Here is a 13,886-nt window from a genome sequence, read left to right on the forward strand (position 1 = left end):
ATGCGACTCAACGACGACCAGCTCGCGCTGCGCGAGACGGCGGCCGACTTCGCCGCCGAGCACCTGGCCCCGCACGCGGTGGAGTGGGACCAGGCCAAGCACTTCCCGGTGGACGTGCTGCGCAAAGCGGCCGAGATCGGCATGGGCGGCATCTACGTCGCCGAGGATGTCGGCGGCTCGGGCTTGGGCCGCCTGGACGCCGCAGTGGTGTTCGAGGCGCTGGCGGGCGGCTGCCCGTCCATCGCCGCCTACCTGTCGATCCACAACATGGTGGCGTGGATGATCGACCGGCACGGCACCGAGGAGCAACGCGCCACGCTGCTGCCCGACTTGTGCTCGATGCGGATCTTGGGCAGCTACTGCCTGACCGAGCCCGGCGCGGGTTCGGACGCGGCGGCGATCCGCACGACCGCCCGGCGCGACGGCGACTCCTACGTCCTCGACGGGGTGAAGCAGTTCATCTCCGGCGCGGGTGCCTCCGACGTGTACGTGGTGTTCGCCCGCACCGGCGCGGCCGGGGCAAAGGGGATCTCGGCGTTCGTCGTGCGCGGTGGCGAGCCCGGGCTGTCCTTCGGCCCCAACGAGGTCAAGATGGGGTGGAACGCCCAGCCGACGCGCCAGGTCGTGCTGGAGGGCGTTCGGGTGCCGGCGAGCGCCCGGATCGGCGCGGAGGGCGGCGGTTTCGCCGTCGCGATGTCCGCGCTGGACGGCGGTAGGCTCAACATCGCCGCGTGCTCGCTCGGCGGCGGACAGGCCGCGCTCGACAAGTCGGTCGCCTACCTGGGCGACCGCGAGGCGTTCGGCGCCGCACTGAGCACCGCACAGGCTCTGCGGTTCCGGCTGGCCGACATGCGCACCGAACTGGAGGCGGCCCGGACCTTGTTGTGGCGGGCCGCTTCCGCGCTGGATGACGGCACACCGGACGCGACCCAGTTGTGCGCGATGGCGAAGCGGTTCGCCACCGACACCGGCTACAAGGTCGCCGACGAGGCGTTGCAACTGCACGGCGGCTACGGCTACCTGGCCGAGTACGGCGTCGAGAAGATCGTCCGGGACCTGCGGGTGCACCGGATACTGGAAGGGACCAACGAGATCATGCGGGTCATCGTGGCACGCGGAATGCTGGGGGCTGCCTGATGGAGGACGTCCTGATCCGGGTCGAGGGCCGACTCGGCCGCATCACCCTCAACCGCCCCAAGGCGCTCAACGCGCTCGACCACGCCATGGTGCGCGCCATCGACGCCGCGCTGGTCGAGTGGGCCGACGACGACGGTGTGCGCGCGGTGGTCGTGGACGGCGCCGGCGAGCGCGGGCTGTGCGCGGGCGGCGACATCCGGCCGATCCACGACGACGCGCGCGGCGGCGGCACCGGCACCCTCGCGTTCTGGGCCGACGAATACCGCATGAACGCCCGCATCGCCCGATTCCCCAAGCCCTACACCGCGTTGATGGACGGCGTGGTCATGGGCGGCGGCGTCGGCGTCTCCGCGCACGGCTCGGTGCGCGTGGTCACCGAACGCACCAAGCTCGCCATGCCCGAGGTCGGCATCGGGCTGGTGCCCGACGTGGGCGGCACCTACCTGCTCTCCCGAGCCCCCGGCGAACTCGGCACCTACGCCGCGCTGACCGGCGCGGTGCTCGACGCCGCCGATGCGGTGCACTGTGGGCTCGCCGACCTGGTGGTCCCGGCCGAGCGGCTCGACGCGCTGCGCCGCGGCGAACCCGCCGCCGAGCACGCCGTGCCGGCCGGGACGTCCCGACTGGCCGCCCAACGGTCCTGGATCGACGCGTGCTTCTCCGTCGACACCGTCGAGGAGGTCCTGCGCCGGCTCGCCGAGCACGGCGAGGACGCCACCGCCAAGGAGATCCGCGCCAAGTCGCCCACCTCGCTCAAGGTCACCCTGGCCGCGCTGCGCCGCGCGAAGGCGCTGCCCGACCTGGAATCCGTGCTGGAGCAGGAATACCGGGTCTCCGCGGCGTGCCTGCGCGGCCACGACCTCGCCGAGGGCATCCGGGCCCAGATCATCGACAAGGACCGCAACCCGCAGTGGCGGCCGGCCACGCTGTCCGCGGTGGACGAGGAGCTGGTCGCCGCACACTTCGCCGAACCGGAGATCCCCTTCACGCTGAACGGAGGCGGGCGGTGATCATCGGGTTCCTCGGACTGGGCAACATGGGCGGCCCGATGGCCGCCAACCTCGTCGCGCACGGCTACCAGGTGGACGGCTACGACCCACTCCCCCAGGCCGGCGCGGAAGGGGTGCACCGCGTCCCCGGCGCGGCCGAGGCGGTCCGCGAGGCCGATGTCGTGGTCACCATGCTGCCCAGCGGCCGACACGTGCTGGAGTGCTACGCGGAGATCCTGCCCGCGCTCAAACCCGGCGTGCTGCTCATCGACAGCTCCACCATCGACGTCGCCGACGCCCGCGCGGCGGCCGGACTGGCCGCCGCCGCCGGGCACCGCGCCGTGGACGCCCCGGTGTCCGGCGGCGTGGTCGGCGCGGCGGCGGGCACCCTGACCTTCATGGCGGGCGGACCGGCGGAGTCGGTGGACGTGGCCGAGCCCGTCCTCCTGGCGATGGGGTCGCGGGTGGTGCGCTGCGGCGACACCGGTTCCGGCCAGGCGGCGAAGATCTGCAACAACATGATCCTCGGCGTGTCGATGATCGCCGTCGCGGAGGCGTTCGCGCTGGGCCGAGCGCTCGGTCTGACCGACCAGGCGCTGTTCGACGTGGCCAGCACCTCCTCGGCGCAGTGCTGGGCCCTCAACACCAACTGCCCGGTGCCCGGCCCCGTCCCCACCAGCCCGGCGAACCGCGACTACGCCGGCGGTTTCGCCAGCGGGCTGATGCTCAAGGACCTCGGCCTGGCGGACGAAACCGCCCGCCGGCACGGCGTGGACACCGCGTTCGGCCGTGCGGCCTTCGACGCCTACCGGCGGTTCGTGGAGCACGACGGCCCCGGCCGGGACTTCTCCGCGATCGTCACCACCTTGCGGAAGGACCGCGCATGACCACCTACGACACGATCCTCCTCGACCGCCCCGCCGACCGCGTCGCGGTGATCACGCTCAACCGGCCGCAGGCGCTCAACGCGCTCAACCTCCAGGTGATGACCGAGCTGACCGGGCTCGCGGCCGAACTCGACCGCGACTCGTCCGTGGGCGCGATCGTCGTCACCGGGTCGGCCAAGGCGTTCGCCGCCGGTGCGGACATCAAAGAGATGCAGGACCAGACCTTCGACGACGTGTTCGCCGCCGACTGGTTCGCCGGGTGGGACGCCCTCGGACGCGTCCGCACCCCGCTGATCGCCGCCGTCTCGGGCTACGCCCTGGGCGGCGGCTGCGAGCTGGCCATGATGTGCGACATCCTGATCGCCGCCGACACCGCGAAGTTCGGCCAGCCCGAGATCACCCTCGGCGTGCTGCCCGGCATGGGCGGCTCGCAGCGGCTGACTCGGGCGATCGGCAAGGCCAAGGCCATGGACCTCGTGCTGACCGGGCGGCGGATCGACGCCGCCGAGGCCGAACGCGCCGGCCTGGTCTCGCGGGTGGTGCCCGCCGACCGGCTGCTGGAGGAGGCGGTCGCGGTCGCCTCCACCGTGGCCGGCATGGCCACCACCGCCGCGCGGCTGGCCAAGGAGGCGGTCGGCCGCGCCTTCGAGACCACGCTGTCCGAGGGAATCCTGTTCGAGCGCAGGGTCTTCCACGCCACTTTCGCCACCGCCGCGCAGAAGGAAGGAATGGCGGCGTTCTCCGAGAAGCGCCCGGCACGCTTCCACGGGTGACGGCGTGCCGGGCCGGACGGTGTCCGGCCCGGCACCCCGGAGACGCGCGATGATCCCGCCGTGGAAGAGCGGTGTGCCGCATCGATCGGCTGTGGCTGCCCTCCCGCGGGTGGACGCCGCCGTCGACGGCGCTCACGTCGCGCTGCGCGGCGACCGGGTGGTCGGCACCCGACACCGCTTGCGCCACACCTGGCCGCTGCCACCGCGCCCGGCACCTCCCGGCTCGCTCCCCACCCGAACCCGCTCGTCCTCGCTCGGCGGGCAACGCCGCACGTGCCCTCGGACCGCATCTCAGGCTGAGGGGTGTGCACGGCGGAGTTCTCTTGCTATAAACGAAGCGTAAAGACGAGGCCGGGCATGAGGCCCGGCCACCGGTCGAGATCCACGACGATGGAGTTCACCGATGGGCCCCTTCAGCGAACGGCGACTCTTGATGCCGCGTGCGCTGGGCGGCTGGACTTCTTCCTGACGTCATCCTCCTGTGTCACGCCTGCCATCCGGTAGGCGTCCTTCGCCATGCCCTGAAGGAGAAGCACGATGACGTCCCGGTTCCGCGTGACCTACGCGACGCTGACCGCAGACAACGAAGACCTGCACACCGCCTACGAGCACGGCGTCCGCACCGCGAAATCCTGGCTCGGCACGACCGTGACGGGCGAGTTCGCCACCGGACCCGCCTTCACCGTCACCAGCCCAAGCGAAACCTCGATCCTGCTGTGCACCGCGCACTCCGCCACGCAGTCCGATGTGGACCGGGCCGTGTGCTCCGCCGCACGCGCCGCGAAGACCTGGGCCGCGACACCGTGGCCGGAGCGGGTCGCCGTGCTCCGCGCCGCAGCCGACCTGATCAGCGAGCGCTCCAGCGAGCTCGCCGCCCTGATGAGCATGGAGGTCGGCAAGAACCGGCTGGAAGCACTCGGCGACGTCGAGGAGTCCGCCGACCTGATCCGCTACTACTGCGCGCAATTCGAGCAGCACGACGGCTTCGCCCAGGACATGGAACAGCTGTCCGAGGTGGAGCGGACGCGCAGCGTCCTGCGCCCGTACGGGGTGTGGGGCGTGATCAGCCCGTTCAACTTCCCCATGGCACTGGCCGCCGGACCGGCCGGTGCAGCCCTGGTCGCCGGCAACGCGGTCGTGCTCAAACCCAGCCGACAAGGCACTTTCACCGCCGCCAAGCTGGTCGAGTGCCTGCGCGAGGCGGGCCTGCCGGAGCCGGTGCTCGCCTTGGTGCCCGGCGGTGACGAGGTGGGGCGGGCGCTCGTCGCGCACCCCGGTGTGGACGGGCTGACCTTCACCGGCTCCTCCGCAGCGGGCAAGGCGGTGCACCGCGAGTTCTCCACGCGCCACCCCAAGCCGGTGCTGTGCGAGATGGGCGGCAAGAACGCGGCGATCGTGACCGCGAGCGCCGACCTCGACGTGGCCGCCGCCGGCATCGCGCGGTCCGCGTTCGGGTTCTCCGGGCAGAAGTGCTCGGCCTGCTCCCGGGTCTACGTCGACCGGGCCGTCCACTCGGCGTTGGTGGACAAACTGGCCGCGCGGGCGGGTGAGCTGGTGGTCGGCGATCCGACCCAGCGCAACGTCTTCGTCGGGCCGGTGATCGACGCGGACGCCGTGGACCGCTTCCGCGACGCCGTCGAGCACGCCCGTGAGCACGGCCGGGTCGTCGCGGGCGGCGAGCTGCTGCGCCGGGACGAAGGACGGGCGGACGGGCACTTCGTCCTGCCCACCGTGATCACCGACCTGCCGACGCAGGACCGGTTGTTCCGCGACGAGCTGTTCGTGCCGCTGGTCGCCGTCGCGCCCGTGGACTCCCTGGACGAGGCGCTGGCACTGGCCAACGACACCGACTACGGCCTGACCGCAGGGCTGTTCTCCGGTGACGACGCCGAAGTCGAGCGCTTCCTGGACGAGATCGAGGCGGGTGTGGTGTACGTGAACCGGGCGGCCGGCGCGACCACGGGCGCGTGGCCGGGCGTGCAACCGTTCGGCGGTTGGAAGGGGTCGGGCAGTTCGGGGAAGGCGGGCGGCGGAGTGCACTACGTCCAGCAGTACCTGCGCGAGCAGTCCCGCACGGTGGTGGCCCGATGACCACCACGCGCACCGCACCGCTGATCCGCACCGAACTGCCGGGCCCGCGCGCCCGCGAGGTGCTCGACCGCGACCTGGCGGTGACCAGCCGGTCGCTGCCCCGGGCCTACCCGCTGGTGCCGCGCCGGGGCCGGGGCTGCGTCATCGAGGACGTGGACGGCAACCTGTTCCTGGACTTCAACGCCGGCATCGCGGTCAACTCGACCGGCCACGCCCACCCCGGGGTGGTCGCGGCGATCCGGGAGCAGAGCGGGGAGCTGCTGCACTACTCCGCCAGCGACTTCTACCTGCCGATCTACTCGCGCATGTGCCGGGCGCTCGCGGACACCGCGCCGATCGACGGCCCGGTGCGGGTGTTCCTGACCAACTCCGGCGCGGAGGCGGTCGAGGGCGCGCTCAAGCTGGTGCGCCACGCCACCGGGCGGCCGTACGTGATCAGCTTCTTCGGCGCGTTCCACGGCCGCAGCTACGGCGCGGTGACCCTCACCGCGTCGAAGGCCAAGTATCACAAGGGGTTCGGCCCGCTGCTGCCCGGTGTCGTGCACGCGCCCTACGGCAGCGACGCCACGTTCGACCACATCGAGAACGTCCTGTTCCGCCACCAGGTGCCCGCCGACGAGGTCGCGGCGGTGTTCGTGGAGCCGATCCAGGGCGAGGGCGGCTACCTGGTGCCGCCGCCCGGCTGGCTGGCCCGGCTGCGGGAGCTGTGCGACCGGCACGGCATCCTGCTCGTGGCAGACGAGGTGCAGTCGGGCGCGGGGCGCACCGGGAAGATGTGGGCGATCGAGCACACCGGCGTTCGGCCGGACGTGCTGATCAGCGCCAAGGGGCTCGCGTCGGGCCTGCCGCTGGGCGCGTTCCTGGCCCGCGCCGAGCTGATGGAGAGCTGGGGCGCGGGCGCGCACGGCTCGACCTACGGCGGCAGCCCGGTGCCGTGCGCGGCGGGCCTGGCCACGCTGGCGGCCATCGAAGAGGAGGGCCTGCTCGCCAACGCCACCGCAGTCGGCGACCGGCTGCTCACCGGCCTGCGCGCGCTGCGGGCCCGGCACCCCGGTCTGGTGGTGGACGTGCGCGGGGTCGGGTTGATGATCGGCGTCGAGTTCGACACCGCCGAGCACGCCGAAGCCGTGCAGCAGGAGGCGTTCGAACGCGGCCTGCTGGTGCTGGAGTGCGGTGAGAGCAGCATCCGGCTGTCGCCGCCGCTGGTCGTGACCGCCGAGGAGGCAGACACCGCGCTGCGGCTGTTCGCCGACGCCGTCGACGCGGTGGCCGGGTGAGCCGACACGTCTTCGGACGGGGCACGGGGCTGCCCACCGCGTCGCACGCCGAGGGTGCCGTGATCGTCGACCGCGACGGCCGGCACTACCTCGACGGGTCCGGCGGCGCGGTGGTCACCTCCGTCGGCCACGGCGTCCGGGAGGTGGTGGACGCGATCGCCCGCCAGGCCCGGCAGGTCGCCTACGTGCACGGCACCGCGTTCCGCACCGACGAGCTCGACGCCTACGCCGACGAGCTGGCCCCGCTGCTGCCGGTGGACGATCCCCGCGTCTACCCCGTGTCCGGCGGCAGCGAGGCCGTGGAGACCGCGTTGAAGATGGCCCGCGCCTACCACCTGGCGCGGGGCGAGGACCGGCACGTGGTCATCGGCAGGCACGGCTCGTACCACGGCAACAGCCGGGGCGCGCTGGACGCGTCCGGGCGCACGGGCCTGCGGGCCCCGTACCTGCCGTGGCTCGGCCAGGCCCGGCACACCACCACGCCCTACGAGTACCGGTGTGCCGCGCCGTCCCACCCGACCGGGTGCGGGCGCTGGCACGCCGCGCAGCTGGACGCCCTGATCGGCGACGACGTGGCCGCGTTCATCGCCGAGCCGGTGGCCGGCGCGGCGCTGGGCGCGTGCGTGCCCGACGACGAGTACTGGCCGGCCGTGGCGGAGGTGTGCCGGCGGCGGGGCGTGCTGCTCATCGCCGACGAGGTGATGACCGGGTTCGGGCGCACCGGCCGATGGTTCGCCTGCGAGCACTGGGGACTGCGGCCGGACGTGTTGGTGGCGGGCAAGGGCGCGGCGGCGGGCTACTGGCCGCTCGGCCTGGCGGTGTGCTCGGGACGCGTGCACGACACCATCGCCGCCGGCGGGTTCACGCACGGCTTCACCTACTCCCACCACCCGGTCGGGGCCGCCGCCGGGCGGGCGGTGCTTCGCGTGCTGGCCGGGCGGGACCTGGTGGCGCGGTCGGCCGGGCTCGGTGACGCGCTGGACCGCGCGCTGCGCGACCGGCTCGGCGACCACCCGGCCGTGGGCGACATCCGGGGGTTGGGCCTGCTGCGCGGCGTGGAGCTGGTCGCCGACCGCCCGAGCCGCCGTCCGTTCCCCCGGTCGGCGCGCGTCGCCGAACGCGTCGTGGCGGCGGCCAGGGACCACGGCCTCCTGCTCTACCACTCCACGGGTTGCGCGAACGGGTCGGACGGCGACGTCCTGCTGTTCGGCCCTCCTCTGGTCGTGAGCACCGATCAGGTTGAGGAGATGGCGCAACGGTGCGCCGCCGCTGTCCGCGTGGTTCTCGGGCAGTGACGGACGACGTATCCCGGAACAGCTTCCACAATAATGTGTGACATTTCCACGGGGACTGCGACAGTCCGTTATTGATTTACCGGCGACGCGTCGCGCCACCCCCGGAACGAACGCCGAAAGGGGGTCGGGCGGCTGGTGGCCGCCCGACCCCTTCGACCCGGCACTTGTGCCACCGGGCGCGGCGGTCCGGTCAGAGGATGTCGACCAGGACCTTCGAGATGTCGATGTCGTCGATGATGTCCGCGTTGTTCAGCGCGTCGACCACCGCGCTCTTGAAGATCAGGTTGTCCTCCACCGTCAGGTTGTTCAGGACGTCCTTGATGACGACCTGGACCGCGTTGAGCTCGGCGTTGGTGAGCACGTCGATGTCGTTGCCGCTGGCGATGTCGCCGATGGTGATGACCGAGTCGGGCAGGTCGATCGGCACCTGCACGGTGGTGTTGATGGTGCACACGATGACGTTGACCAGGCCGGTCGGGTCGGAGTTGATGCAGGAGGCGCTCGGCGTGCCGGTGGCGGAGGCGGTACCGGCGGTACCGAGGGCGGCCAGGGCGGCGAACGTGACGGCGGTGGCGGCGGTGGCGATGCGCTTGAACAACTCGGTCTCCGTTTCCTGAAGGGGTGGTGCGATCTGCCAGGAGAAAGAAACCAGATGCCGACCGGGGCATGGAAGAGGCAATTTCTTCGAGTACCGTTCACCTGCCGTTGGATTGATCCGCTCGTCCGCGCGGCGTTGCGCCGATCGTCCGCCGGAACCGATCAGGGCCGTATCGCCGATTTTTACTCTTATGACGGCGACACGGGTTCAAACTACGCCACAGGTGTGATCCGGGGAACGAGCCGATGGATCGGCCACCGATGTGCTGGTGTAAACCGTGGAGTTCGCACAAGCGCCCCCGGAAGGCCACTCGAAAGGCGGTGCTGCGCTTTGTCATCCCCATCGGCCGCCCGAGTGCGTCCCACTCCCCCAAACTGCTCCGGACGGGTGATGAATCACTTCCCGGACACCGACCCGGAAAGGTGTGTGACCCGAGTCACAACCACAAATCGGGGCGCATGTTGTTCAACCGCCTCCACCCCCGTTGCGCGTGCGGACACGACGGCGTGCGCGGCGGTCGGCCGGTGGCCAGCCCGGAACGGCCGCTCGACCTGTCATGTGCCCGGTCGAGGTGCACCACGCCATCGCGGTCGGCGGGTTCACGCACAGCTTCACACCACCCGGTCGGGGCCACCCCGGACGGGCGGTCCCCTGCAGGCCGACCGGGCGGAACCTCGTCACGCGCCACGGGTCGTGGCAACGGGTCGGACGGCGATGCCTGCTGTTCGGTCCGCCGCTGGTCGTGAGCGCGCATCAGGTGCGGGAGACCCCCGGGCGATGCGCCGCCGCGATCCCCGCGACGCGGGCCCCGTCGGGGAGGGGCGACCGGCTGAACGGTCCCGTAGCGGCGACCAGACCGCGGTGTCCGCAGGCTGGGACCGATCGGGTGCCACCGGGCCGCGAGCCGCTACAGTGGCGGGGCAGCAGGTTCGGCCGCCGCAGGAGGAGTGCGGTGGCCGAGGCAAGAGGGAACCCGGTGCGAGTCCGGGACTGCCCCGCAGCGGTGAGTGGGAACGACCGCCGTCTGTCTCCGCGGAGACGAGCACTGGGCCCCGCCGGGCCTGGGAAGCGACGGCCAGTAGGAACCCGGCGTGCGCCGGAGCGCCCACGAGTCCGAAGACCTGCCCGCTGTGCACCCTGCGACCGCGGGGTGCTGGCAGCGACCTCGCGGGTGGGTCATCGCCGAGTCCGACCGGTGTCGGTCGTGGCTTGTCGTGCGCTCCCGCAGGTCCACGTGGACTCGCGAAGGAGAGCCCCGTGACTTCCCCCAGCCCGACCAGCCGCGCGACCGTGCACGGTTATCCCCGCCAAGGTGCCGACCGGGAGCTGAAGAAGGCGATCGAGGCGTACTGGAAAGGCCGCGTCGACGCAGACACCCTGCTCGCCACCGCCCGTGAACTGCGGCTGCGGAACCTGGCGGAGCTGCGCGCCGCCGGCGTGGACGAGATCCCGAGCAACTACTTCTCGTTCTACGACCACGTGTTGGACACCGCGTGGCTGCTCGGCGCCGTCCCGGACCGCCACCTCGCGGCCGTCCCGGACGTGACGACCGCCGCCGGCGAGTTGGACCGCTACTTCGCCATGGCGCGCGGCACGGCGGACGCGCCGCCGCTGGAGATGACGAAGTGGTTCGACACGAACTACCACTACCTGGTGCCCGAACTGGGCCCGGACACCCGGTTCGCGCTGAACGCCGGCAAGCCGCTGGCCGAGTTCGCCGAGGCGCTGGAGCAGGGAGTGCGCACACGGCCGGTGCTCGTCGGCCCCGTCACCTTCCTGTTGCTGGCCAAGGACCCCACCGGCACCGACGGATTCCGGCCGCTGGACCTGCTCGACCAGGTGGTCCCGCTCTACGCGGAGCTGCTGGGCCGCCTGCGCGAGGCGGGCGCGGAGTGGGTGCAGCTCGACGAGCCCGCGCTGGTCACCGACCAGCCGGCAGAGGTGCTGGCCGAGGTCGCCGACGTCTACGCCGCCCTCGGCGCGCTGGAAACCCGTCCGAAGCTCCTGGTCGCCTCCTACTTCGACCGGCTCGGCGACGCGCTGCCGGTCCTGGCCGCGGCGCCGGTCGACGGCCTGGCCCTGGACTTCACCAACTCCGCCGCGGCCAACCTGGACGGCCTCGCCGCCGTGGGCGGCATTCCGGACAAGCGTTTGGTCGCGGGTGTCGTCAACGGGCGCAACGTCTGGGCGGCGGACCTGAGCGCCGCCCTGGGCACCTTGGGCACGCTGCTCGGCCTGGCCGGTTCGGTGGACGTCGCGGCGTCCTGCTCGCTGCTGCACGTGCCGCTGGACGTCACGCTCGACACCGACCTCGCCCCGGAGACGGCCGGCTGGCTCTCCTTCGCCCGCCAGAAACTGGACGAGATCGTCACGTTGCGGCGTGGTCTGACCGAGGGCCGCGCCGCGATCGGCAACGCCCTGCACGTCAACCAGAGCAGGCTGGCCTCCCGAGCGGCGTCGCCGATCGTGCGGGTGCCCGCCGTGCGGGACCGGGTTGCCGCGATCACCGACGCCGACCTGCACCGCGCCGGCCCGTACGGCAAGCGCCGCCTGGCCCAGCAGGACCGCCTCCGGCTGCCCGAACTGCCGACCACGACCATCGGCTCCTTCCCGCAGACGCCCGAGCTGCGCAAGGCCCGTGCCGCGCTGCGTGCCGGCGCGCTCGACCAGGACGCCTACCAGGAGGCGATGCGCGCCGAGATCCGCGCGGTCATCGCCGAGCAGGAGCGGATCGGCCTGGACGTGCTGGTGCACGGCGAGCCGGAGCGCAACGACATGGTCCAGTACTTCGGCGAGCAGCTCACCGGCTTCCTCGCCACCCAGCACGGCTGGGTCCAGTCCTACGGGACGCGCTACGTCCGCCCGCCGATCATCGTCGGCGACGTTGCCCGGCCCGCACCGATGACCGTCGGGTGGACGACCTACGCGCAGAGCGTGACCGAACGCCCGATCAAGGGAATGCTCACCGGACCGGTCACCATGCTCGCCTGGTCTTTCGTGCGCGACGACCAGCCCGAAGCCGACACCGCGCGCCAGGTCGCGCTCGCCCTGCGCGACGAGGTCGCCGACCTCGAACGCGCCGGGATCGCGATCATCCAGGTGGACGAGCCCGCGTTGCGCGAAACCCTCCCCCTGCGCACGGCGGACCGCGCCGACTACCTGTCCTGGGCGGTCGACTCGTTCCGGCTGGCCACCTCGGGCGTGCGCGACGACACCCAGATCCACACGCACATGTGCTACGCGGAGTTCGGTGACGTGCTCCAGGCCATCATCGACATGGACGCCGACGTGACGAGCCTGGAGGCGGCCCGGTCGAACATGGCCATCGTCGACGGACTGGTCCGCGCGGCGTACCCGAACGAGGTGGGCCCGGGTGTGTGGGACATCCACTCGCCGCGCGTGCCGTCGGTCGAGGAGATCGCCGATCACCTGGGCATCGCGGTCGGGTCGTTCCCCGCCGACCGCCTGTGGGTCAACCCGGACTGCGGGCTCAAGACGCGCGGCTACCCGGAGGTGCGAGCCACGCTGGCCAACCTGGTCGAGGCCACCGCCCGCGTGCGGGCTCGGGCGTGACCAGCGGGCAACTCTCCCCGCGGCGGGCGGTCCCCCCGCCCGCCGCGGGCCTCGCGCCGCGGACCGCTCGGCCCCGCACGGTCCGGGAACGCCTCGCCGCCGGGACCCCGGTCCTCTCGTTGGAATTCATGCCTCCGCGCGGGACCGACGACGCGGAGCGGATCTGGCAGACCGTCCGCCGGCTGGAGTCGCTGCGACCGGGCTTCGTGTCGGTCACCTACGGGGCCGGCGGGTCGACGCGGGACCACACGATCGCGGTCGCCGCGCGGATCGCCCGCGAGACGACGATGCTGCCGGTGGTCCACCTGACCGCCGTGGACCACTCGGTCCGGCAACTGCGGTCGTTGATCGGGGTCCTGGCCGACGCCAAAGTGGTCAACGTGCTGGCCCTGCGGGGCGACCCTCCGGGCGACGTCACCGGCAGGTGGGTGCGTCACCCCGAAGGTCTGGCGCACGCGAGCGAACTCGTCGGGCTGCTGCGCGATCACGGCGACTTCTGCGTGGGCGTGGCCGCCTTCCCGCACGGGCACCCGCGCTCGGCGAGCATCGAGGACGACACGGCGCACTTCGTCGCGAAGTGCCGGGCGGGCGCGGACTACGCGATCACCCAGATGTTCTTCGACGCCGACGACTACCTGCGGCTGCGGGACCGGGTCGTCGCGGCCGGCTGCGACACCCCGATCGTCCCCGCGCTGATGCCGATCACCACCATGCGCACTATCACCCGGTCGGAACAGCTGTCCGGAGCACCGTTCCCGGCGCACCTGGCCGCGCGGTTCGCCGCCGTCGCCGACGACCCCGAGGCCGTCCGCGCGCTCGGGATCGACCAGACGATCCTGCTTGCCCGGCGGCTGCTAGCCGAAGGCGTACCCGGGCTGCACTTCATCACCTTCAACCACACCCAGGCCATCACGGAGGTCGTCACCGAGCTGGCGGTTTCCTGGTAATGCCGCCGAAACCGCGCCGGGTCCAGGTCGACGGGACCGAGATGGTCGTCCTCACCGGCAGCGCCTACGAGAGCCTGGCGGGTCAACGCCGCCAGGCCGGGGCGCAAGCAGCCCGGGTCCGGGCGCTGCGCACCCAACTCGACCAGCTCATCTCGTTCGTGGACCGGCTCGACAGCCTCGTGGCCGCGCTGCCCGGATGCCCGCCCGCGCTGTGCTCCACCTGCCTGCCGACCGGGGCCGGATGCGCGCGGGACGCGCTGGTCGCAGAGTTGGCACGTCGCCCGCGAACCGGCAACCACACGGACTGATCTCGTGGAAC

At 72.3% G+C, this 13,886-nt stretch carries 10 protein-coding genes, 1 pseudogene and 1 riboswitch; of the genes and pseudogenes, 10 read left to right on the top strand and 1 reads right to left on the bottom strand.

Going from position 1 to position 13,886, the window contains the following annotated elements; translation table 11 throughout:
• The 7 genes from AB0I60_RS02380 (at position 1) to AB0I60_RS02410 (ending at position 8,449) form a co-directional block, all read left to right on the top strand.
• Complete coding sequence (locus AB0I60_RS02380) at positions 1-1,137, top strand: acyl-CoA dehydrogenase family protein (protein WP_360725325.1); 1,137 nt, start codon at positions 1-3, stop codon at positions 1,135-1,137.
• Positions 1,137-2,147, top strand: a complete 1,011-nt coding sequence (locus AB0I60_RS02385; protein ID WP_360725327.1) for an enoyl-CoA hydratase/isomerase family protein — start codon at positions 1,137-1,139, stop codon at positions 2,145-2,147. Before AB0I60_RS02380 ends, AB0I60_RS02385 begins: the two co-directional genes overlap by 1 nt.
• Positions 2,144-3,013, top strand: coding sequence for a 3-hydroxyisobutyrate dehydrogenase (mmsB, locus tag AB0I60_RS02390; RefSeq protein ID WP_360725329.1), 870 nt, complete (start codon positions 2,144-2,146; stop codon positions 3,011-3,013). The genes AB0I60_RS02385 and mmsB overlap by 4 nt, the downstream gene beginning before the upstream one ends.
• Positions 3,010-3,786, top strand: a complete 777-nt coding sequence (locus tag AB0I60_RS02395) for an enoyl-CoA hydratase (protein WP_360725331.1) — start codon at positions 3,010-3,012, stop codon at positions 3,784-3,786. The genes mmsB and AB0I60_RS02395 overlap by 4 nt, the downstream gene beginning before the upstream one ends.
• A 537-nt stretch (positions 3,787-4,323) precedes the next feature.
• The gene (locus AB0I60_RS02400) at positions 4,324-5,877 is read left to right on the top strand and encodes an aldehyde dehydrogenase family protein (RefSeq protein ID WP_360725333.1); all 1,554 of its coding nucleotides are present in this window, start codon (positions 4,324-4,326) and stop codon (positions 5,875-5,877) included.
• Positions 5,874-7,154 carry an aminotransferase class III-fold pyridoxal phosphate-dependent enzyme gene (locus AB0I60_RS02405; protein WP_360725335.1) on the top strand — a complete coding sequence of 427 codons (1,281 nt, stop codon included), beginning with the start codon at positions 5,874-5,876 and terminating at the stop codon, positions 7,152-7,154. The genes AB0I60_RS02400 and AB0I60_RS02405 overlap by 4 nt, the downstream gene beginning before the upstream one ends.
• Complete coding sequence (locus AB0I60_RS02410) at positions 7,151-8,449, top strand: aminotransferase class III-fold pyridoxal phosphate-dependent enzyme (RefSeq protein WP_360725337.1); 1,299 nt, start codon at positions 7,151-7,153, stop codon at positions 8,447-8,449. The genes AB0I60_RS02405 and AB0I60_RS02410 overlap by 4 nt, the downstream gene beginning before the upstream one ends.
• Before the next feature lie 190 nt (positions 8,450-8,639).
• Here AB0I60_RS02410 and AB0I60_RS02415 read toward each other — a convergent pair whose 3' ends face one another.
• Complete coding sequence (locus AB0I60_RS02415; protein WP_360725339.1) at positions 8,640-9,047, bottom strand: hypothetical protein; 408 nt, start codon at positions 9,045-9,047, stop codon at positions 8,640-8,642.
• A 951-nt stretch (positions 9,048-9,998) separates the two neighbouring features.
• Positions 9,999-10,173: riboswitch (cobalamin riboswitch) on the top strand.
• Between the two features lie 131 nt (positions 10,174-10,304).
• Between AB0I60_RS02415 and metE the strand changes: the two genes are divergently transcribed.
• The 3 genes and pseudogenes from metE (at position 10,305) to AB0I60_RS02430 (ending at position 13,875) form a co-directional block, all read left to right on the top strand.
• Entirely contained in the window at positions 10,305-12,620 is a 2,316-nt protein-coding gene (gene metE, locus AB0I60_RS02420) for a 5-methyltetrahydropteroyltriglutamate--homocysteine S-methyltransferase (protein ID WP_360725341.1), read from the top strand.
• Between the two features lie 77 nt (positions 12,621-12,697).
• Positions 12,698-13,567 (top strand): annotated as a pseudogene (locus tag AB0I60_RS02425) (methylenetetrahydrofolate reductase); the annotation flags it as partial.
• Positions 13,567-13,875: a hypothetical protein gene (locus tag AB0I60_RS02430; RefSeq protein WP_360725343.1), complete on the top strand. Its 309-nt coding sequence runs from the start codon at positions 13,567-13,569 to the stop codon at positions 13,873-13,875. The pseudogene AB0I60_RS02425 and the gene AB0I60_RS02430, both read left to right, overlap by 1 nt.
• Positions 13,876-13,886: the final 11 nt, after the last annotated feature.

The organism is Actinosynnema sp. NPDC050436 (assembly GCF_040655415.1).
Classification (GTDB): Bacteria; Actinomycetota; Actinomycetes; order Mycobacteriales; family Pseudonocardiaceae; genus Actinosynnema.